18 protein-coding genes and 1 tRNA gene are annotated in these 19172 nt (G+C 58.4%); 8 read left to right on the top strand and 11 right to left on the bottom strand.

Going from position 1 to position 19172, the window contains the following annotated elements; genetic code table 11:
* Positions 1 to 99: 99 nt before the first annotated feature.
* Positions 100 to 474 carry a hypothetical protein gene (locus Enr8_RS07170; RefSeq protein WP_146429882.1) on the bottom strand — a complete coding sequence of 125 codons (375 nt, stop codon included), beginning with the start codon at positions 472 to 474 and terminating at the stop codon, positions 100 to 102.
* Positions 475 to 1483: 1009 nt separating this feature from the next.
* On the opposite strand from Enr8_RS07170, the gene Enr8_RS07160 reads away from it, so the two are divergent.
* Entirely contained in the window at positions 1484 to 3028 is a 1545-nt protein-coding gene (locus Enr8_RS07160; RefSeq protein WP_146429881.1) for a 2-isopropylmalate synthase, read from the top strand.
* A gap of 78 nt (positions 3029 to 3106) precedes the next feature.
* Here the strand turns inward: Enr8_RS07160 and Enr8_RS07155 are convergent, their stop codons facing one another.
* Positions 3107 to 3601: a DUF420 domain-containing protein gene (locus Enr8_RS07155; protein WP_146429880.1), complete on the bottom strand. Its 495-nt coding sequence runs from the start codon at positions 3599 to 3601 to the stop codon at positions 3107 to 3109.
* Between the two features lie 309 nt (positions 3602 to 3910).
* On the opposite strand from Enr8_RS07155, the gene Enr8_RS07150 reads away from it, so the two are divergent.
* Both Enr8_RS07150 and Enr8_RS07145 read left to right on the top strand, forming a co-directional pair.
* Positions 3911 to 3996, top strand: a tRNA-Leu gene (locus Enr8_RS07150).
* A gap of 38 nt (positions 3997 to 4034) precedes the next feature.
* Complete coding sequence (locus Enr8_RS07145; protein ID WP_146429879.1) at positions 4035 to 4298, top strand: hypothetical protein; 264 nt, start codon at positions 4035 to 4037, stop codon at positions 4296 to 4298.
* Here Enr8_RS07145 and Enr8_RS07140 read toward each other — a convergent pair.
* Positions 4242 to 4631 carry a hypothetical protein gene (locus tag Enr8_RS07140; protein ID WP_146429878.1) on the bottom strand — a complete coding sequence of 130 codons (390 nt, stop codon included), beginning with the start codon at positions 4629 to 4631 and terminating at the stop codon, positions 4242 to 4244. The two genes, Enr8_RS07145 and Enr8_RS07140, sit on opposite strands and share 57 nt — an antisense overlap.
* Positions 4632 to 4661: 30 nt before the next feature.
* Positions 4662 to 5642 carry a DUF1559 domain-containing protein gene (locus tag Enr8_RS07135; RefSeq protein WP_186767488.1) on the bottom strand — a complete coding sequence of 327 codons (981 nt, stop codon included), beginning with the start codon at positions 5640 to 5642 and terminating at the stop codon, positions 4662 to 4664.
* 326 nt (positions 5643 to 5968) lie between these two features.
* Here Enr8_RS07135 and Enr8_RS07130 point away from each other — a divergent pair, with 326 nt between their 5' ends.
* A complete protein-coding gene (locus tag Enr8_RS07130) occupies positions 5969 to 6559 on the top strand; it encodes a hypothetical protein (RefSeq protein ID WP_146429877.1) in 591 nt (196 codons plus the stop codon).
* 22 nt (positions 6560 to 6581) lie between these two features.
* Here the strand turns inward: Enr8_RS07130 and Enr8_RS07125 are convergent, their stop codons facing one another.
* Complete coding sequence (locus Enr8_RS07125) at positions 6582 to 6905, bottom strand: cupin domain-containing protein (protein WP_146429876.1); 324 nt, start codon at positions 6903 to 6905, stop codon at positions 6582 to 6584.
* A gap of 286 nt (positions 6906 to 7191) precedes the next feature.
* Here Enr8_RS07125 and Enr8_RS25275 point away from each other — a divergent pair, with 286 nt between their 5' ends.
* Together Enr8_RS25275 and Enr8_RS07120 are read left to right on the top strand one after the other, a co-directional pair.
* Positions 7192 to 7329 carry a hypothetical protein gene (locus Enr8_RS25275; RefSeq protein ID WP_186767487.1) on the top strand — a complete coding sequence of 46 codons (138 nt, stop codon included), beginning with the start codon at positions 7192 to 7194 and terminating at the stop codon, positions 7327 to 7329.
* A gap of 12 nt (positions 7330 to 7341) precedes the next feature.
* Positions 7342 to 7704 carry a pyridoxamine 5'-phosphate oxidase family protein gene (locus tag Enr8_RS07120; protein WP_146429875.1) on the top strand — a complete coding sequence of 121 codons (363 nt, stop codon included), beginning with the start codon at positions 7342 to 7344 and terminating at the stop codon, positions 7702 to 7704.
* Between the two features lie 229 nt (positions 7705 to 7933).
* Here Enr8_RS07120 and Enr8_RS07115 read toward each other — a convergent pair whose 3' ends face one another.
* The 5 genes from Enr8_RS07115 to Enr8_RS07095 form a co-directional block, all read right to left on the bottom strand.
* Positions 7934 to 8596, bottom strand: coding sequence for a class I SAM-dependent methyltransferase (locus Enr8_RS07115; protein ID WP_146429874.1), 663 nt, complete (start codon positions 8594 to 8596; stop codon positions 7934 to 7936).
* A gap of 166 nt (positions 8597 to 8762) precedes the next feature.
* Entirely contained in the window at positions 8763 to 11678 is a 2916-nt protein-coding gene (locus Enr8_RS07110) for a hypothetical protein (RefSeq protein ID WP_146429873.1), read from the bottom strand.
* A gap of 264 nt (positions 11679 to 11942) precedes the next feature.
* Positions 11943 to 14090 carry a tetratricopeptide repeat protein gene (locus Enr8_RS07105; protein WP_146429872.1) on the bottom strand — a complete coding sequence of 716 codons (2148 nt, stop codon included), beginning with the start codon at positions 14088 to 14090 and terminating at the stop codon, positions 11943 to 11945.
* Between the two features lie 33 nt (positions 14091 to 14123).
* On the bottom strand, positions 14124 to 14483 hold the full coding sequence (locus Enr8_RS07100) for a DUF2304 domain-containing protein (RefSeq protein ID WP_186767485.1): 360 nt from the start codon (positions 14481 to 14483) through the stop codon (positions 14124 to 14126).
* Positions 14480 to 15178: a glycosyltransferase family 2 protein gene (locus tag Enr8_RS07095; RefSeq protein WP_146429870.1), complete on the bottom strand. Its 699-nt coding sequence runs from the start codon at positions 15176 to 15178 to the stop codon at positions 14480 to 14482. Before Enr8_RS07095 ends, Enr8_RS07100 begins: the two co-directional genes overlap by 4 nt.
* A 368-nt stretch (positions 15179 to 15546) precedes the next feature.
* Between Enr8_RS07095 and Enr8_RS07090 the strand changes: the two genes are divergently transcribed.
* A complete protein-coding gene (locus tag Enr8_RS07090) occupies positions 15547 to 15987 on the top strand; it encodes an Hsp20/alpha crystallin family protein (RefSeq protein WP_146429869.1) in 441 nt (146 codons plus the stop codon).
* Between the two features lie 200 nt (positions 15988 to 16187).
* On the top strand, positions 16188 to 17876 hold the full coding sequence (gene ilvD / locus Enr8_RS07085) for a dihydroxy-acid dehydratase (protein WP_146429868.1): 1689 nt from the start codon (positions 16188 to 16190) through the stop codon (positions 17874 to 17876).
* A 6-nt stretch (positions 17877 to 17882) separates the two neighbouring features.
* On the opposite strand, the gene Enr8_RS07080 is transcribed toward ilvD, so the two are convergent.
* A complete protein-coding gene (locus tag Enr8_RS07080) occupies positions 17883 to 19160 on the bottom strand; it encodes a Trx7/PDZ domain-containing (seleno)protein (protein ID WP_146429867.1) in 1278 nt (425 codons plus the stop codon).
* Positions 19161 to 19172: the final 12 nt, after the last annotated feature.

The following is a 19172-nucleotide window of genomic DNA, read 5'->3' as shown; positions in this document are numbered from 1 at the left end:
AGGGCATCCCGCGCCCATCGACATGCAGAGAAGACCACTCCATAAGAGCAGCCAGAAGGTTTTCGCGTACACGGCTTCCATGCCTTTCGCTCGACGGCGCTACGCCGCCGAATCGAGTAACTTTGCAACTTCGGTTTGTATCTCGGCGATCCTCGCCGCACTGGGATCGGCAACTGGCACTTCGTACTGCATCTCGCGTTTCGAGCTGTAGACGAGCAGTTTCTCTGGTCCCTCCCCTTCTCCGTCGGCATCCTCCAGCCGCAAAATCTTGCGGCGGATCATCAACAGCGCCATTACGTACCGGACGTCTTCTTTGGTCGGATCTTCGGCCAGACTTTCGAAGTAGTCGAGCATCACGTCGCTGGGCGCCCAATCGGGGCCGCGCGACTTGCCGCTGGGCAACTCCGACTTCCACCAGCCAACGGCGCCTTCCGGAGCGCCTTCCCAGGCTTCGGTAGAATAGTCTTGGCGCACAACCTCGGCGCCATCTCGAACCAGGACCGAGTATATCGTTTCTCCTGGCGAAAGCTCTCGATCTGTCGCAGCACAGCGGCGTGTGCACCGCTGAACTTCAAAATCCATCATAAGGCTGTATTGCGCGGACGCTTGTCGGACGAAAGCTGGCGAAATTCTGGGCGTCGCCCAATCTTGGGCGGCGGCAGATAGTACGCAATCGGCGAAAGTCGTTCAATACGCAGTATAGAAGCGAGAGTCGCTTCCTCCAGAACCAATTTCAAATCGGACCGCGCGATAGCACTTGGGGCAGTTTCCCTCGTAGTGGGTCCCTTCCCGATTTTTGTAGATCCGGACGTAGATGCTGCAGCAGGAGAACTGAATCCCCAAAAAATCGCGGCGTTTCGAGCCAGCTGGCGCAGACGCCGGGCGCGGATTGGGATCGCTGCTCAGATCTATGGAATCGCCCGGCACGCGGGAAGCTCCTTCCTGTTTCCTTCTACCGTGGCGATAATTCTATCGCCCGCTTCGCCAGCAATCCTAGGTTGATTTGGCCTGCTATCACCTTCCGGATTGCGAAAAATAGGGTTTCCCGCACCGCCGAACAAGTCTTAAGGTCTTGTGAATTCGCGGTTTGGGGCCGCTGGTCCCGGGGGTTGCCGGTTGACTGAACCTTGTGGCGCAGCTACAGTCCGTACAGAAGCTTGACTACTTTTGTAGCCCAAAACCAATAGAAAATCCCGATGCCCTGCATTTCGCTATTACCGCTCCTACTACTAGCCGGTCTTCGGCCGTAGGGGAAAGCGTACGCAGCGTTTGCATCAAACCAAATTGATCAAAAGCCCCAGGCCCCCAAACAGGACCTGGGGCTTTTTTATTGGATTCACGACTAATGTTTACCCATTTTAACCCTGACGCCATCCGCTTCGGCGGTCGCGGCGGCCTGCTGCTAACCGCGCCGGCGCCCGGCCGGCCCGCCGATTCGATACATTATTAGAATATCCACCTACGTCAGGTTTACCGAGATACCATGTCCAACGAACGCACCATCAAGATCTTTGACACCACGCTCCGCGACGGCGAGCAATCTCCCGGCGCCAGCATGAACTTGCCCGAGAAGATGGAGATCGCCCAGGCGCTGGTCGACCTGGGAGTCGACATCATCGAGGCCGGCTTCCCGATCGCCTCGCCCGGCGACTTTGAAGCGGTTCATGAAATCGCCAGCAACATCCGCGGCGCCACGATCTGCGGCTTGGCTCGCTGCAACGAGCGTGACATCGACCGGGCCTGGGAAGCGCTCAAGACCGCCAAGTCTCCCCGGATCCATGTATTTCTCGCTACCAGCGCGATCCATCGCGAGTTCAAACTGAAGATGACCCCCGACGAAATCGCCGCCCGGGCGATCGAAGGAGTCTCGCGAGCGGCCAGCTATTGCGACGATGTTGAATTCTCGCCGGAAGACGCCGCTCGAACCGAGCCTGACTTCCTCTGCCGCGTCGTCGAAGAGGCGATCAAAGCGGGCGCCACCACCGTCAACATTCCCGATACCGTCGGCTACGCCACGCCAACCCACATGGGTCGCGTCATCAGCGACTTGGTCAATCGGGTACCGAACATCGGCGACGCCGTCATTGCGGTTCACTGCCACAACGACCTGGGCTTGGCGGTCGCCAACAGTTTGGCCGCCGTCGAAGCGGGCGCCGGTCAGATCGAATGTACGATCAACGGCATCGGCGAACGAGCCGGCAACTGTGCGTTGGAAGAAATCGTGATGGCGATGCGGACTCGCCACGACTACTACAAGGTCGATACCCGCATCAACACCGAGCGTCTCGTCCCGACCAGCCGCTTGGTATCGAGCGTCACCGGCATGCAGGTGCAGCGCAACAAGGCGATCGTCGGTCGCAATGCGTTCGCGCATGAGTCCGGCATTCACCAAGACGGGATGCTGAAAGAGCCGACCACCTACGAAATCATGCGTCCCGAAGACGTTGGTTTCGCCAAGACCGACCTGGTGCTCGGCAAACATAGCGGCCGCGCCGCGTTGGCCGATCGGGCGAAAGGGCTCGGCTATCACCTCAGCGGCGAGCAGTTGCAGGTCGTCTTTGAAAAGTTCAAAGAGTTGGCCGACAAGAAGAAGGATATCTACGACGGCGATATTTCGGCCCTCTGCGAACAACAGATCCGCGGCAGCGATCTGACCAAGGAATGGTCGCTCGTCTCGCTCGAGGTTTCTTCCGGCACCAAACGCCAGCCGAACGTCAAAATGACGCTGAAGCATGCCGGCGAAGAGCATTCGGCCGAAGTCGCCGAAGGAGACGGCCCGATCGACGCCGCCTTCTGGGCGGTCGAACGGATCACCGGCGTCAAGCTGAACTGCAAAGACTTCCAGGTCCGCAGCGCCACCTTGGGCCGCGATGCGCAAGGAACCGTGACCGTCGACATCGAGCACGAAGGTTCGATCTTCCGCGGTCGCGGCGTCTCGACTGATACCGTCGAGTCGACCGTCCTGGCGATCCTGGACGCGGTCAATCGCATCTGCTGGAAAGCGGCCAAACCGGCTGCCGCCACCTAGAAGAAAAGCGGAGAGCGGAAAAGAGAGAGAGAACGCCAACATCGGCTTCGCCCAACTCTTCTTCCGCTTTCCGCTTTCTTAGCTTGCCACAAACCCCAAATAGTAAAAGATCCACCCCGTCACCGCAGTCATCGTCATTCCGATCGCCGCGATCCGGGCCCAGAACTTGTGCGTATCGCTGTAGCTGTTGGGCATGACCGGCGCCGGGAATTTGCGAACCGCCATCACGATCACGTAGACCCAGAGTAGCGGGGTCGGAATGGCGAACGCCAAGTGAATGTAGAGACTCCAGTCGACCGTTCCCGAAGCGTAGTACGGCGACGGCTCGGCCAGTTCTCGCCAGTTGGTGAAAAACCGCATATCGACCTCAAACGCCAGCACCGCCAATAGCAGCACCACGCCGAGAATGATCTGCAGCCATTTGTGCAGATTGTACATTCGCCGAAAGCGAACCAGCCCAATACTGGCCCCCATAATGACGATCACCCCAAACATCGCCAGAAAGACGAAGTCGAGCATCACCGAACCACGGGTCGGCAGAAATCCATAGTTTTGCGCGATCAGCGTGAGCATCCCTGTCGCCCCCAATAGCGAATGCCTGCGAAAGCGGATAGTTTAGCGAGAATTTGCGGCCTCGTAACCGCCAGTTTGCTATTCCCTTATCGGCAGATCGAGGGGACCACCGCAACCGTACAACCCGCACTGGGGCCAGGTTTACGAAAGGAAAGTTGATTCGCTGCCTATACTTGTGACGATTGCCCAGGATCGCCAGAATAGCGACACCTTCCGACATTTTCCCACGGCGCAAGCCAAGTCAGCGCGGCCGCCAAGCAAGTCGCCGTCGGATCCAGAGAGCGCCCGGGACCTCCAATCCCGCACCACGGCCGAGTGGCGAAATTGGCAGACGCACAGGATTTAAAATCCTGTGGTGGGAAACCACCGTGCGGGTTCGAGCCCCGCCTCGGCTACTTGATTTACTGGCGAAGAATCTACAGGACACGCCCTGATGCACATCGTTTCCGCTTCGATCATCGTGCTGGCGGGCTCGATCATTTTCGCCGGTTCGGCGCTGGCGACCAATAGCGGGTCCCAGCAGTTTTACGGCCTGGTCGGCGGCGTCATTACCGGGGTGGGACTGTACGCCTGGTATCTCGAGGCGATCAGATCGCCGGTGACTGGCAGTTCGCAGCAGGCTCTTCACGTGCGGCGAACGCTATTTCTTCAGATCGAACGCAAAGTTGGTCGAATCGTCCGCGACCTTCGCTTTTAGATCGGTAGTCGCGGCGGAGAAGTACTTTCTTGGCAGATCGACCGAAGGGCGTTGCGACGGGGGCGAGTTGCCGTCTCGCGAGGGGACTTCAACCATCGTCGGCTCGATCATCACTTTGTATTCGCCCACCGGCAGTTGCACCTGAAAGGCGCCGTCTTGGAACTGGCTGGCGGCGGCATAGCCGGTCGTCGGATCTTCAAACGAGATCCCGCCGTCGGTGAGCGGCTTTCCTTGGAAGGTGACCGTGCCGGTCACCGTCAGGCGTTTCACTCCGTCCGATTCGCCGCAGCCGACCAGTATCAGCAGCGGCAACAAAACCAACATTCTGGCCATCTTGTTCGTTCCTTTCGCGGTCTGCAGGCGTTACGGAAATTGCACCGCGTATCCGTCGTCTCGATCGGCCAGTCGCTTGGCGACGGTCAGATCGGTCGTCGAAGGGAGGAATCGAACCGAGGCGTCCGAAACGACGACCAGCGTGCCGCCAGGATGCGCCGATTGAACCGGTTTGTTGCAGGCCTCTCCTTTGGCCCAGCCGCCGCCAATAATCTTCGTGCCGATCCCCTGACGCAGCGTCGTCGTGTTCCAGCAGCGATCGTCCGCTGACCAGGAGTCGGCCGTTCCGGTCGGTCGCAACTGCGACTTCGACCCCATCACCCAACCGCTCGACGGCGCCGAGCGAGCGTCAAACTGCATGTTCGTTCCGTCGGTCGTAAAGCCCGACTGCTCGGCGACGGCGAAGGTATTGGAAGTGCCATCGGTGATGTCGCGAATTTTGACGCCAACCTGATTGCGAAAAACGCCGCCGTCGGAATAGCTGCTCGCGGCGCTGGCGTTGGTGTCGGTCGTCGAATGCAAATCGCTGCCCGACATCAGCACGTAGTCGGTCTGCGGAATCAATTCTGGGTACGACGTAGAAGTAACGCGGAAGCGTTCCAGCGGGCTCGATGGACACCAATAAGCTTCCACAGCTTGACCGTCCATCACACCTCGCAGCGCAGCAGCGCCGCTCGAACCTAGCCAGAACGTACCGCCGAAGTTGCTCGAAGCGGTCTTAATTTGATCGTAGAGATTCGTTTGCTCAATGAACGGCAACACCATCACGAAGGCGGAAGGGCCGTGGTACGTGTTACCAGGTCGGGCGACCGAAACCGGCGGCAGCGTTCCGAACGTATCGTGATAGTTATGTAACGCGAGTCCCATCTGCTTCATGTTGTTGCTGCAGGCCATTCGCCGCGCCGCTTCACGGGCCTGTTGCACAGCCGGCAATAGCAAGGCGATAAGCACGCCGATAATGGCTATCACGACCAACAGTTCAACCAACGTGAATCCACGTTTCCGAGTCATAGAACAGGGCCTCATTCAGTGAGAAAAGAAGGGAATTTCGCAATTAGCAAATAACCCATGTATTTTAGAGGGATCCCTGCCTTAAACAAGGGATATGGGCCACCATTCCTCCAACAGCTCCTTATTTGAGCTTGAAGTTGGGGCGATCTCAGTGACAGCGGAAGCGAGCCCCACCTTGAAGGAAGCATTTCTTGATCTAAGGGTAAGAGTTATTTGGAGACAAATGTTTGCACCTCGTTTTCTCATTCCCGGCTCCGCAAATATTCATCCAGGGAAATTCCAATAGGCGGCTTCAAAACCCCAGCCCCTTGGGGAGGAGCAAACCGATGTCGAGACTTCTCATCAGCGGACTTCTGTTCGCTGTACTGGCCGCCGCCGGAGGATGCGGGGCTCGCGGACCACAATCTTCCGCCGAGTTGTTCGCCGCCTATCGAACCGCCCAAGAATCTGGTGATCCTCAACAGGTCCACCACTTGATCGCCTGGGTCGAGGAGGTCCGCCCCGACCTAAACGATCCGTGCGAAGGGGGCGCGCCAGCATGCCAATTGACGCGGCAAGCGATTACCTGGGCATTGGTCCGCCCCGCGGCCTCGGGCGAACGGACGACGCTGGACATCGTTCAGCGGCCAGCCGAGTTTGGCAACGCGACCATCACACCGTCGCCACTTTATTGGGTTCGAGTTGCGCACTACCGTCTTGCGGATGATCAGCCGAAGCAACGGCACTGTGCATGTATTACGTTGCCGGTCGTCATTGCTGACGGCGAGCACCATTTCTTCGGATCTCCGTACCATGAAATCGAAACGACGTTTTATGCCGCTGGTATCGTTGGTGGCGGCCGACGCGAGGAGGCCCCAGAGATTCCTTCCTATCCAGGCGAAGAACGGCTGCTAGTTCAGTTAGAGCCAGCCCGGTAGCGTCGTCCGATTACTGGCTCGTCTAGCGAAAAAAGATCGCCAGCCAGACCGTCGGTTCCTCGGGCGTCGTCCAGGCGACTCGATGTCGCTGATGCGCCGACAGCAAGACCGCTTGGCCAGGATGAAGCTCAATCGGCTGCGACTGTTCCGAAATCTCCAAGCGAGCGGCGCCTTGCAATAGCAACACCCATTCATGCTCCTGCTGGTCGTACCAGAAACCTGGCTCTGAAACATGTCCGTGCGAAACGATTCGCTCGATACGCACCGAATCGGTTTCGAGCAACGTCTCCAGCAACTCTTCAGGCAGATTCGACGGCACACTGGCCAGTAGGTCTGCGATTTGCATTGGATTGGCCCTTGCGGCGGAAGATGAGGATTCTTTGGAGATTGTAGCGTGCTCGTCGCTTCGGTTGGTCGCGCAGCGTTCAGCGGGGATGCTCAGGTTCCACATTTAGGGTTAGGAGACCGCGGATTGAATCGTTTTTACCGCGTATGCCCGCGAAGTCGCCAATCGGCACGCATGTTGCGACAACTTATTTCTATAGCACTGACCACTTATACCGCCGCACGGCCTGTAGAGTTATCCGGGACGGTCCGCGGCTTTGAAAAATTCGTAATCATAGGAGATCGCCATGACCGACAAATCAGAACGACAACTTGCCATTGAAACGCTTCGCGAACTGATCGACGACATTCGTCACGCGATGCTCGTCACGGTCGATTGCTCCGGAAACCTGCGGAGCCGCCCGATGTGCACCGCTGGACATTAGTTCGACGGCGACATCTGGTTCGTGACGAACGCCGATGACCCGAAGGTCGAGGAAATCGCCGCCAATCCCCAGGTCAACGTTTGCTACGGGTCTCCGTCCCACGACGACTTCGTTTCGCTTTCCAGCAAAGCGGAGATCGTGAAAGACCGGAAGAAAATCGAAGGTCTCTGGAATGATCACCTCAATGATTGGTTCCCAGACGGTCCCGAAACGTCCGACTTGGCGCTGATTCGCGTTGACGTCCACGAAGCCGAGTATTGGAAACATCACTCCCGCGGCGTCAAGGGAGCGGTTCGTTCGCTGTTCACCAAGAAGAGCGAAGAGGAAAACCACGAGAAAATTACGTGGGAAGAGCACGTGGCGGTTACGTCGTAGGTTCCGCGGAATCCAAAGTATAAGACGCGAAGCGGCGGCGACATTTGTCGCCGTCGCTTTTTTTTTCGCACCTACTTTGGCTGCCTGTTGAAAAATACCATCGTGGCATTTTCCAACCTCGCCAGGCTCAGAGCGTAGCTCTTCGCGGCTCGCAAAATAACGACTTACGTCGCTATTTTGGGATCGCATCCCTGCGATCACGCAGTCCGTCGAGAAAATCAACGGACTGCTAGGCGGGCTTCACACCAATGGCTGCGCGAACTGGCATCGACCAGATCTCCATGTCGATTTCTTTTTCGATCTCAAAGCCAGCGTCGGCGACCAGCGTCACCACATCGATCGGCTGACAGTCGACGATGTGCGGGAAGTGCTGATGCATCCAGATGTAGGTCTTCTCCAGCACGCTCGCTTTGTCCCCAGTCTTGACGGTCGCCATCGAAACGACGCCGATCTTACCGCCCGGCTTCAGCGACTTAAGCAGTTCTTTCAACACCAGCGGAATGTCCCCTTCGTCAAATAGCTCGAGCGTGAAGCTCATGAAAGCTGCGTCAAAGCTGTCAGGAGGAAAGTCAAGATTCCGAGCATCGCCGATGTGTAGTTCGATCTGATCAGCCACGTCGGTCTTGGCGATCTTCTCTGCGGCCACCTTCTTCATCCCGGGCGAGATGTCGACGCCGATCACCTTGCCGTTTGGTGCGACTGACTTCGCCAGATCGATCAAGGAGTTGCCGGTGCCGAAGCCGATCTCCAAGACGCGCGCCCCCGGCTGCAAGCCGAGATTGTTTTGCCCCATCTCACGAGCTTTGTGCTCGCTGGAGTCGGCGATGAAATCGTAGGCGCCGCTGATACGGTCGTAGAACGATTGATTCGTTTGCTGATGTTGATCGGGCATCGAGGGATCCTTCGCGTGACGAAATCCAAAAGCGAGCCAATGGGAAACCGCAGCCGCGCAGCATGGTTCGCGAGCGTTCGATTTTGCCAGACCGCAGCGCAGAAAAAAAGCGGACGGCTCACAGAACGAGCCGCCCGCCTTGAAAAATCAGCCGATCCCAACCCGCTTAGCTGTCGGAAATCGTGATATTGGAGAACTGGCTGACGGCGTAACCGTCAGCATCGTCGTCACAAATTAACGTCAGGTAGTCAAACGAACCGGTAAAGAACTTACCAACTTCGATCGTCCAGGTATTGCCGACGATCGAAATGTACGGCGAAAGATCGCTGGTGGCGTTGATCCCCCAATTTTGCGAGCCGGCAGTTCGGAAACTATGGCTAGCGTCGGCCGTGCCGAGCGTCGCAGCGGTGGCAAAGCCGATTCCATGGATCTCGCCGATCGAATCGCTCTCGAAGGTAAACGAGATGACCGTCGTCGAGGTAATCTCGACGACGCCATCCAAGGCGAGCGCCTTCCACCCATTCCCTTCGATTCGAATCGTATCGCCGTCGATTCCCACATAGCTGGGCGCCTTATCCTGACTGCCGCCAAAGCTGATCAACTCAACTTCGCTGCTGACGCCGCCCAGGGTGATCGTCGGCGTGTGAGTCGCGTCAAAGATCTTGATGTTGCGGAAGGTCGCCTTCACGGCGTCCGAAACGTCATCGTCATTGACGATCGTCAGGAAATCGAACGAGCCGGTATAGAACTGACCAACCGGAATCTGGAAGACATCCGGCGTCAGCGGATCGTTGTCATGATCGACCAGCAGTTGATCCACATCGGTCGCGTCGATACCCCAGTTTTGCGAACCGGCGACGCGGAACGTTTGGCTCGGCGAGATATTCAGCGGATCGTTCGCGAAACCAATCGCGTGGATCTCGCCCAACGTTTCGGCGTCGAACTCAAACTGCAGGATCGTATTGGCCGAGATCACGATATCTTCCGGCAAATCGATCTTCTTCCACGAGTTCCCCTCGACGGTGATCGAGTTCGTTTCGCTATCGATCGTCACCGTGTTGATCGCATGATCCTGCGCTCCACCATACGACGAGATGTTCGCCGTGACGTCGGCGCCGCCAATATTGACCGTCGTCGTCGGAATCTCCTCGAACAGGCGAATATTGGAGAACGAAGACTCCGCCGCGAAATTGGCGTCGTCATCATTGATCAGCACAATACGGGTAAACGGATCTTCGGTCGTGCTGGTGTAGAACTGACCGACCGGAATCCGCACCTTGGAAGTCCCCGGTACGACCAACGACCGAACGTCGATCCCCCAGTCTTGCGTACCGGCGACGCGAAACATGGTGTTGGGAGCCAAGTCATCGTCGACATCAAAGCCGATCGCGTGAATTTCCCCTTCGCTGATCAGGTCAAAATCGAACTCGAGGATCGTGAACTCGGTAATTACAAACGTGCCGAGCACCTGCTTCCAGGCATTTCCGGTCAGCGTCAGCTTGGCCCCATCTTCCGAGATGGCCAACCCGTCCGGAGTTTGATCCTGCTGACCGCCGCCATATCCGATCACTTCCTCCTCGGTAAAGATCACGCTCGGCGGATCTTCGGTCGGGTTGTCAGGATCTTGCGGCAATTGGAAACCCAACCGACGGGCATACACGTCGACCTCGTCGCCGCCGGGCGTTTCGACGCCGGTGGTGAACAAGGTCACGATATCGCCGCGATCGTTCATCGACAGACTGAAGTCGAGCGCTGCGCCCGATTCATAATCGTCCGAGACGCCGACCACGTCGCTCGCCGCTTTCGTGTAGCCGACCCAAGCCCCGTTGAAGAACTCTTTCGCATACTGCGCTAGATAGAAGCTGACTTGGGCGCCGGTGGATAGCGACTCTTGATAGCCGACGGCAAAGTTGCCGGCCGAGTCGATATCGATCCGAGCGAACCGCTGCCGTCCGGCGCTGCCGTTGACGTCGGAACCGGTCACCATGATTTCGTTGCCGAAGCTGGGCAACGTCGCCGGCAATGCGGCCGTGCCGGAGGCCGGCGTCATCGTTCCGCCAAATCCGGAGAAGACCTGCACGACGATCTCTTCGCGATTATCGCGGGCCGCATAGTACGAGGTCGAAGTGACGCGCCGCGTGTAAGTGATCGCCACTTCGCCCGCGTCATTAACCGCCACGTCCGGCGAGAAATACCGGACGATATTGTAAGACGAGGGATTGGTGATCGCGATCTCTTGAGCGTCGACCGCAGCGACGCCGCCGGTGGTGATGTCAAACCGGCGATACTGCACCTGATAACCGTTGCCAGTCGCCCAAGCGACGATAAACCGCCCGCTGTTGTCGAGCGCAACTTCCTGCCCAACGGCCGAAGATTGGCTCGCTTGAACGGCGAAGGACATCCCGGTCGTGGTCGTTTCATCGAAGTAGAAGGTGTCGAACGCGACGCCTGATACGACGTTGTTCTGACTCCAGACGGCGACGATTTGCCCGGCGTCATTCAGATCGAAGGTCGGCTCGTTGGCGATCTGGTAGCCAACGACCACTTCGCCGCCGATCATCGAGCCGTCGTCGTCAATCCGCTGCATCCGCAGCGGCATTTGCCCGCCGTTGACTTCTCGCCAGCCGACGACCAATTGCCCGGCCACATTGCTTTGAACCTGAACCGTATCGATCTGGAACTGCGACGTCTTCAGCAAGACCGGCGCACCATCCGGCGTTCCAGAGTCGGTACGCAGCGGATCGAGCGGATCGCCGGCCCGCGCGCCTTCGTAGCGCTGCAAGTAAATCGAGTACTCGCCCGGCGTGCTCTCGTCGATCCAGACCGCGACGTAGTCGCCGTTATCGAGGACCGTGATCGCATCGCCGGTAAATCCCAACGATTGAATTCCGGCGCTATCTTCGACGGCGAACGGATCGTTGGGATCGGCGATTGGCGCCGGAAAATCGCCGGAAGCGTCCATCACTTCGCGACGTTCGAGGAAATCAACTTGGGGAAGAATGCCTTCGGTCCGACGACGCTTCGACTGCGCAGTGCGTCCCGCCATACGTCGCACTAGCGACGCAATTTGGTGAAGAGACATAGATGCCAACTCCGATCAGAGAAGAGGGGGGAGGAATTAAGATCGGGGAGCAATCGCGGCGATTAATTCGCGTGGATCACTCGACGTGCCGATATTAGTCAACGTCGCTGCAAGAGTCGACCGCTTCTCGCACGTTTCGCAAAATCTTGCGCGATTAGGGCGAAATGGCTTCGCCAGACCTTAAGGCTCGCGTCGCCGATTAGCGAAGCGAACTTGACTGAGCAAACTCTCCGCCGCCTTCTCCCCAAAAAGAACGAGAAGACGTCAATACAGCTCTCCAGGCCGCGCCGAACGATACGGACGTTCGTTTTCAAAGAGCTCCAATCGAGCTTCCAGCGCCGCAGGATCGACCCCCATGGCGCGTTGCTGAGCGATCGCCGATTCGCAGAGACGCGTCGCTTCGGCGTAGTTGCCTTCTGCTGCAAAAACAGTAGCCGCAAGATCAACCAATGGCAACTGTGGTCCGAGTTGAACGAGCAACGTTTCGATCAGCCGTTTCGCTTTTGTAAGGTCGCGCACATCATCCTGTTCAGCTGCTGCGCGGAGCCAGGCCAATCGCAACATGATCTCGTAGTCGTCGGGATGCTCTGCCAGCCAAAGCTCAAACGCGCCGGCCGCTTCCTGCAGGTCTCCTTGCAAAAACTGGACGATCGCCAGTTCTCTCGGCCACGGTTGATCAGGTCCGGATCGCGAAACGGCCTGCTGCAGCTGGCGCTCCGCAACCTCCAAATCCCCTACCTCGCGCAGAGAAATTCCGGCCATTCCGTTGGCTTGCGGATAAAGCCCTGGACGCAACTCGGTCGCGGTGACGAACATTTCCGCCGCTGCCGCATGGTCGCCCGCTTGCTGCAGCACCGCCCCCAAGCCGATGTGAGCTTCGGCGCTCCGCCGCAGGACTTCGCTGCTCGGGTTTTCGATCTCTGCGAAGCCGTCAATCGCCAGGCGAAACCGAGATTGCGACTCGGCAAGTCGGCCTTGCCAAACGGCGATCTCGGCAAGCTCGACATCCAGCGCACCGGCGGCTGCGGGATCCCCCAAGACCCGCTGGCGAGAGTTTTCTAGAATCGCGATCGCCTCGTCGACTCGACCGGTATCCTTCAAGATCTTCGCCAAGTTGTGATTGGCCCGGATATGATCGGGCTGCAGTTCGACGACGCTACGCCAGACGGTCTCGGCGGTGCGATAGATCCGATTTCGCTGCAGCGTCATGCCGACGAACCCGATCGTGATGATAGAGACCGCTGCAATCGGCACGTACCGGCCCCAGCCGTTCGCACTACCAAAGCGACTCCACAGTTCGTAGCCAGCCATTACGGCCAACAACACCACGCAGGCCAGCGGCAAGTACATCCGATACTCAAACGCCGGATCGGCGATGGGCACGAAGCTGGACGACGGCGCGAGCACGAAAAAAAACATCAGTCCGACCACGCCGATCGGCGGCCGCCGCCACAGTGAATAAAACGTCAGCCCCAACAGCGCCACGACGAAGGCTCCGCTCGCCGCATACTGACTGAAGCTACGCGCAATCGGCCACTGGTAATCGAAACAAAGGGGATACGGGAACGCCGCCAGTCGCAGGTAGTGCGTGATCACCTGCGATTCGGTACAGAGATACTCCCACCGGGTCACCTGATCAAGTCCCGTGACCGAAGCATGCAGCGTGGTTCCAGTTTGAAATGCCGGCAGCAAGTTCACGCCAAAGTAGGCGGTCACCAACAGCATTCCGGCGTACGCCCAACCGCGCCGGCGAAGCGTTTCGCTCCAACTGGCGGAAAACATCGCTCGGTCGATGGCGATCGCAATCAATGGCGCCGAGATCGCCGTCTCCTTGGTTCCCATCGCCAGCCCGCTCGCAAAGATCGCCGCCAGCGCCCAGCGCCAGTTGTTGGTCAAGCAACTCCGCGTCACACAGTAAAGCGTCAGCAGATAGAACAAGGCCGCCTGTGATTCGAATCGTTGAATCAAATAGGTCACCCCCATCGTCGCCAGCGGATGTACCGCCCAGATCACGGCCACCGAAAACGCCAGCGGCGCGGCGACCTGCGTATAGCGATCTTGAAAGTAGGGCGCCGCCAGCAGACGTCGCACCAGGTCAAACAGCAGCAGCGCCGTCGCCAGATGAACGAGAAAGTTACCGACATGAAACGCCGCCGGCGATTCGCCGATCAACCAATAGTTAAGCGTAAACCCGAGACTTCCAACCGAGCGAACCCGTCCCGACAAGACGGCCCAGATTCTTCCCAACAGGTTCGTCAGGTCCGGATCTTGCTCGACATCCAAGTAGGCGGCGTCGTCCAATACGAACTCGCCGCGAAAACTATTGCCGTAGGCGATGGCGACGACCAGCGTCAGCAATAACGAGAATCCAACGTTGCGCCACTGGGCGGGGGAAATTTTCAGACTGTCCATGTGCTCGACGCCGCCGTTTCGTTCGACCTGGATCTAGACTTCTTCCAGCGTCTGCTCTTCCGTACCGCGCGTCGCTTCCTGAATCGCCATGTAGCGAACGACGTCGGTGATCTGACGCTGCAATCGCAAATAGCGCGAGTAGAAATAGAAAGTGGTCGCCAGAAAGACCAGCACGAACGAATAGAGAATCACATCGGCGCCACGGCCGATTCCGACCAACGACGCTAACCGTCCGATCTGATTGGGGAACAAGATCGCCAGCGCCGCGGCAAACCAAATCACGCCGCGAAACAACCCAAACAGCCTCACCGAACGCTGCTGGCGGATAATTACGAGTTCGTACCCGGCCGCGCCGATAATGAACGTGATCGCAATCCACTGAAACGGCGTCACCGCACAAGCCTCCCCAGCAGAAATTGGGCGGCGATTTTCATCGCCGCGGAATTACTTTGCCCTTTCTCCAAGGTCGCCACGTTATAACGAATCGTGACCGGCACTTCGCAAAACTGGAGTTGATTCTCGCGAATTTGGTCCAGGATCTCCGACGCATGCGCCATACGATTCTGGGTGATCCGGATAGTCTCGGCCGCCTTGCGCGACAGAGCCCGGAATCCGTTGTGCGTGTCAGTCACCGCGATCTGCGAAAAGAAGCGAGTGAACCAGACGGCGCCTTTCAGCATCACGCGGCGCGTCCAAGGCATGTCGATCGTCTTGCCCAAAAATCGCGATCCCAGCGCGATGTCCGCCTCTCGACGGCGAATCGGTTCCACCAAGCGAAGCACGTCGCCGGCGTCATGCTGACCATCGGCGTCAAACGTCACGATAATGCCGGCGCCTTGCCGGAGGGCGAAATCAATGCCGGTCTGTAGCGCCGCGCCTTGCCCCGAATTGATCAAATGCCGCAGAACCCAAACGGGCGATCTGGCGGCGATCTCGGCGGTGGCGTCCGTCGAGCCGTCGTCGATCACGACCACGTTGGAAAACGCGCGGCACAGCGGCGCCAGCGTCTGGTCGATGCGAGCCGCCTCGTTGTAGGCCGGGACGATGATCCAAATGGCCGAGTCGTCGGTCAGTCGGGCGTCTGGCAAGGTTCCGCTCGTTGGTCAGGGGCAGGAAGCAATTTCTACGGATCGCCTCATCCTACCGGCGTTTTTGCGAGTGGCGATTGTTTCCTTTCCCGAGATCCCGATTCCCACGATATCTTCTCGGTTTGCAAATCGGTTCTTAACAAAACTGCCAGATTGCCATTTTGACACCGCCAAAATTACAGTCGAAAAAAATCGACGTTCGCAAATGCTATTCGCAAATAGACTTGCGACAACCGGGCGAGAATTGGCACGCCTGTTGCTTTAATCGAAGGCATCACCCGACCTTAGGTGCAACCAAAAAAGCGACGAACAAGGGTTCGCCGGCTTCGATCGATTTTCGTTCTCACAAGAGAGAAGGAGGAACCGTCATGGTCCGTGCAATTACTAGCTATCAGCCCCGTTCTTTTGCTGACCTGCGTCGTGAAATGGATGGCCTGTTCGGCGCGCTGCTCAACAACGACACGCCGTCAGCGGTCGCTTCGTGGATGCCGGCGCTCAACGTCGCCGAATCGGAAGCCGCCTACGAAGTCTCGGTAGAGATCCCCGGCATGTCGCCTGAGAACGTCAACGTCGAATTGAAAGAAGGCGTGCTGAAGATCTCCGGCGAACGCCAACAGGTGGAAGAAACCAACGACAAGAAATTCCACCGCGTTGAGCAGACCTACGGCAAGTTCGAGCGCAGCCTACGGCTCTCGGCCCCGGTCGACGAAGACAACGTCACCGCCGAGTACCAACATGGCATTTTGAACGTGACCGTTCCGAAGGCCGAAAAGGCGCTGCCGAAGAAAATTGAAGTGACCACGAAGTAATCGGTTTGCCAGGCGTGCAGAGAAGAGGAAGAGGTTGTCTCCTAGCCGCGGCTGTCCCCAAGGGCAGCCGCGTTTTTTTGTGCCTGTGTAGCGGATACCCCGCCCTTCTCTTCCATCTTGAGCCCCGGCGTCCGGTCGGCGATACTAGCGGCTTCCCACCTTGCCCGCTTCTCCCCTCCAGCCCGAAAGCACCGCCGCCCATGACTTCGCCCCTGAACTGGAACAGCCAACGTCTGACCCGTGGATGGCAAAAAGGGGTCACCGCTTTCTACTACGGCCTGGGGCTGACCGACTCCGATTTTGACAAGCCGCAGATCGGCATCGGCGTGCCGCTATTGGACGGCAACCTCTGCAACGTCCACGCCTATCAACTGGCGCAAGAGCTGAAGGCCGGCTGCCAAGAGGCGGGTCTGATCGGCTTTCCGTTCGGAACCCCGGCCGTTAGCGACAACATTACCCAAGGGCACGAAGGGGGGAACGCGAGTCTCCCGTCGCGCAACATGATCGCCAACGCCGCCGAGTGCGTCGTCAGCGCCCATGGCTACGACTTTTTGATCGGTCTGCACAACTGCGACAAGAACGGTCCTGGCTTCGCAATGGCCTTGGCCCGGCTCAACTATCCAGGGTTGATCGTCAACGGCGGCAGCATCAAGCCGGGCTGTCATCAAGGCCGCGATACCTCGATCCTGGACGTCTACGATGCGCAAGCGGCGGCTTCCGTCGGAGCCATGACCGCCACCGAGGCGGACCAGATCTTGCGAACGGCCTGCCCCGGACCGGGCGGCTGCGGCATCGCCGCGTCGTTCAACACCTGGGGCATCGCCATCGAAGCGATCGGACTGGGACTTCCCTACTCCAGTTCGATTCCGGCAGACGATCCCGCCAAACGCGACGAATGCCGCGGTATCGGCGCCGCGGCTAAACGTCTGCTGGCCGACAACATCCGCCCCCGCGATATCCTGACCAAAAAGGCGTTCGAAAACGCCGCCGCCACCATCGCGGCAATCGGAGGTTCGACAAATGGCGTCTTGCATCTGACGGCGCTGGCCCAGGAAGCAGGCGTCGACTTTGGTCTCCGCGACATTCAGCGAATCGTTCGCAACACGCCGGTACTTTGCAGCTTCGCCCCGCGGGGCAAACGGACGATGTACGATCTGCACAAGCTGGGCGGCACGCCGATGCTGTTGAAATACTTGATCTCGGCCGGCATCGTCGATGGATTGTGCCTGACGGTCTCCGGCATGTCGCTGGCCGAAAGCGTCGCCGATGCCTGTGACGTGCCCAGCGATCAAGACTTGATCGCCCCGATCGAGCAGCCGTTGAAAGAATACGCCGACATGCAGATCTGCTTCGGCAACCTGGCGCCCGGCGGCGTCGTCTTTAAAGTGTCGAGCATGCGCGACCCCAAGTTCCGCGGCAAGGCGATCTGCTTCGACGACGCCAAAGCGATCGTCGAAGCGGTCGAAGAAAATAAGATCACGCCCGGCAGCGTGATCGTGCTTCGTTATCTGGGACCGGTCGCCTCCGGCATGCCGGAAGTGCTGGTCGCCACGGCGGCGCTGGCTGTTCCCCACTTGGACGGCAAAGTGGCGTTCTTATCCGACACCCGCGTCTCCGGCGTGTCGCACGGCGCCATCGGCGTCCACTGTGCGCCCGAAGCGGCGGTTGGCGGCCCGATCGCGCTGGTCGAAGATGGAGACGAAATCTCGTTCGATCTGCTGGCTGGAGACATCACGCTGCACGTGGGCGCCGATGATCTGGCGAAGCGCGCCGCCGAATGGAAGACGCCCGACTCAAAGCACAGCCGCGGCTATTTGGCCGACTTTGCCGCAACCGTGTCGCAAGCCGACAGCGGTTGCGTTAGCAAAGCGTACCATGACGTCAAATAACCGCTCTTACTGCAAGCGAATCGCCGCGCTTTTGGCCTTTCCGTTCCGCAGCAGCTTCACCTCGGCATCCTGGCCCCGCTTCGTCTCGTTGGCGAGCCGGGCCAGCAGGTTCGATTCATTGAGATTTTCATCAATGCCGGCTATTGACGTAATGACGTCGCCGACTTTGATGCCCGCCTTCAACGCCACCGCGTGATCGCCATACTTGCCAACGTGGCGAACCAGCAGGCCAAGCTGATCGTCCGACAGGCCCAGTTCTTTGCGCTGCTCGGGCTCGAGATCTCTTAACCGCATCCCGCCAAAGACCTGTCGCGACAGATCCCAACTGGTGACCCGCCACGAGATGTCCCCCTGGCGTTTCCAACCTTTCGGTAGCGGGAAGTTGAGCTTCTGCAGCTTTCCATCACGCAGCAGCGTTACGTCGAACTGCTTCTCATCCTGCAGATGATGCAACGTCCACTGAATGTCGGCCATCGAAAGGATCGGTTGTCCGTTGAGCGCCAAGATTTCGTCTCCCGCCTTCATTCCGGCTTCGGCCGCCGCCGAACCGGGCGTCGCTTCTTCGACGGTCGCTGCGGTCTTGGGATCCATGATCAAGCCCAACACTTTAGGATGGGGATAGGGAAACAAGATTTTGTCGGGAATCGGATTTCCCTCAAAGCGATAGTTGACCCGATAGCTCTCGCCCACCTGATGGCAGTGAATGCAGCTCTTCACCACATTCCCTTCGTAGTCGAGCTCTTCGCCAAAGTCCCGTTTGCGCAAGTGCGGAAACTTCTCGGCCGACTTAACTGGCGGAACGTCGCCGGTGGTCTTGGCGACTAGCGAATCTTTGTTCGCCGGATAAAGCCCATGCAAAATCAAGCCTTTGATTAGCGTCTCGGCAAAACCTTCGATGGCGACGTCTCTCTCTTCTTCGGTTTGATGCGAGCGCGTGCCGTAGCGACCATAGATCGTACCGTCGGCGTTCATCAGAAACGCAGCGAACGACTGATCGTAGTCAAACTGAAACTTCGCCAGGTCGACGCCGTTCATCCGCACGATCCGAGCACACTCGTACTGCTGCATGACCCGCCGCACGGCTTCGTCTCGCTCAATAATTTTCTCGTCTAACTGAGCGCAGGCTTCGCAAGGAATGCAACGAAAAATAACGAGCACCGGTTTGCCTGACGCTTTGGCCGCATCCATCGCCGCCGGCAAATCGTTGTAGTACCAACTGCCATCGGCTAGGATGTCGCGGCGATCGTTGCGAACTTTCGTCTCGCGATCTTCCGCTATTGCCATGGTCAATGTCAG

The organism is Blastopirellula retiformator, from assembly GCF_007859755.1.
GTDB lineage: Bacteria > Planctomycetota > Planctomycetia > Pirellulales > Pirellulaceae > Blastopirellula > Blastopirellula retiformator.
Note: the sequence above shows the minus strand (reverse complement) of the source record. Positions and strands in the feature narration are given on the sequence as shown.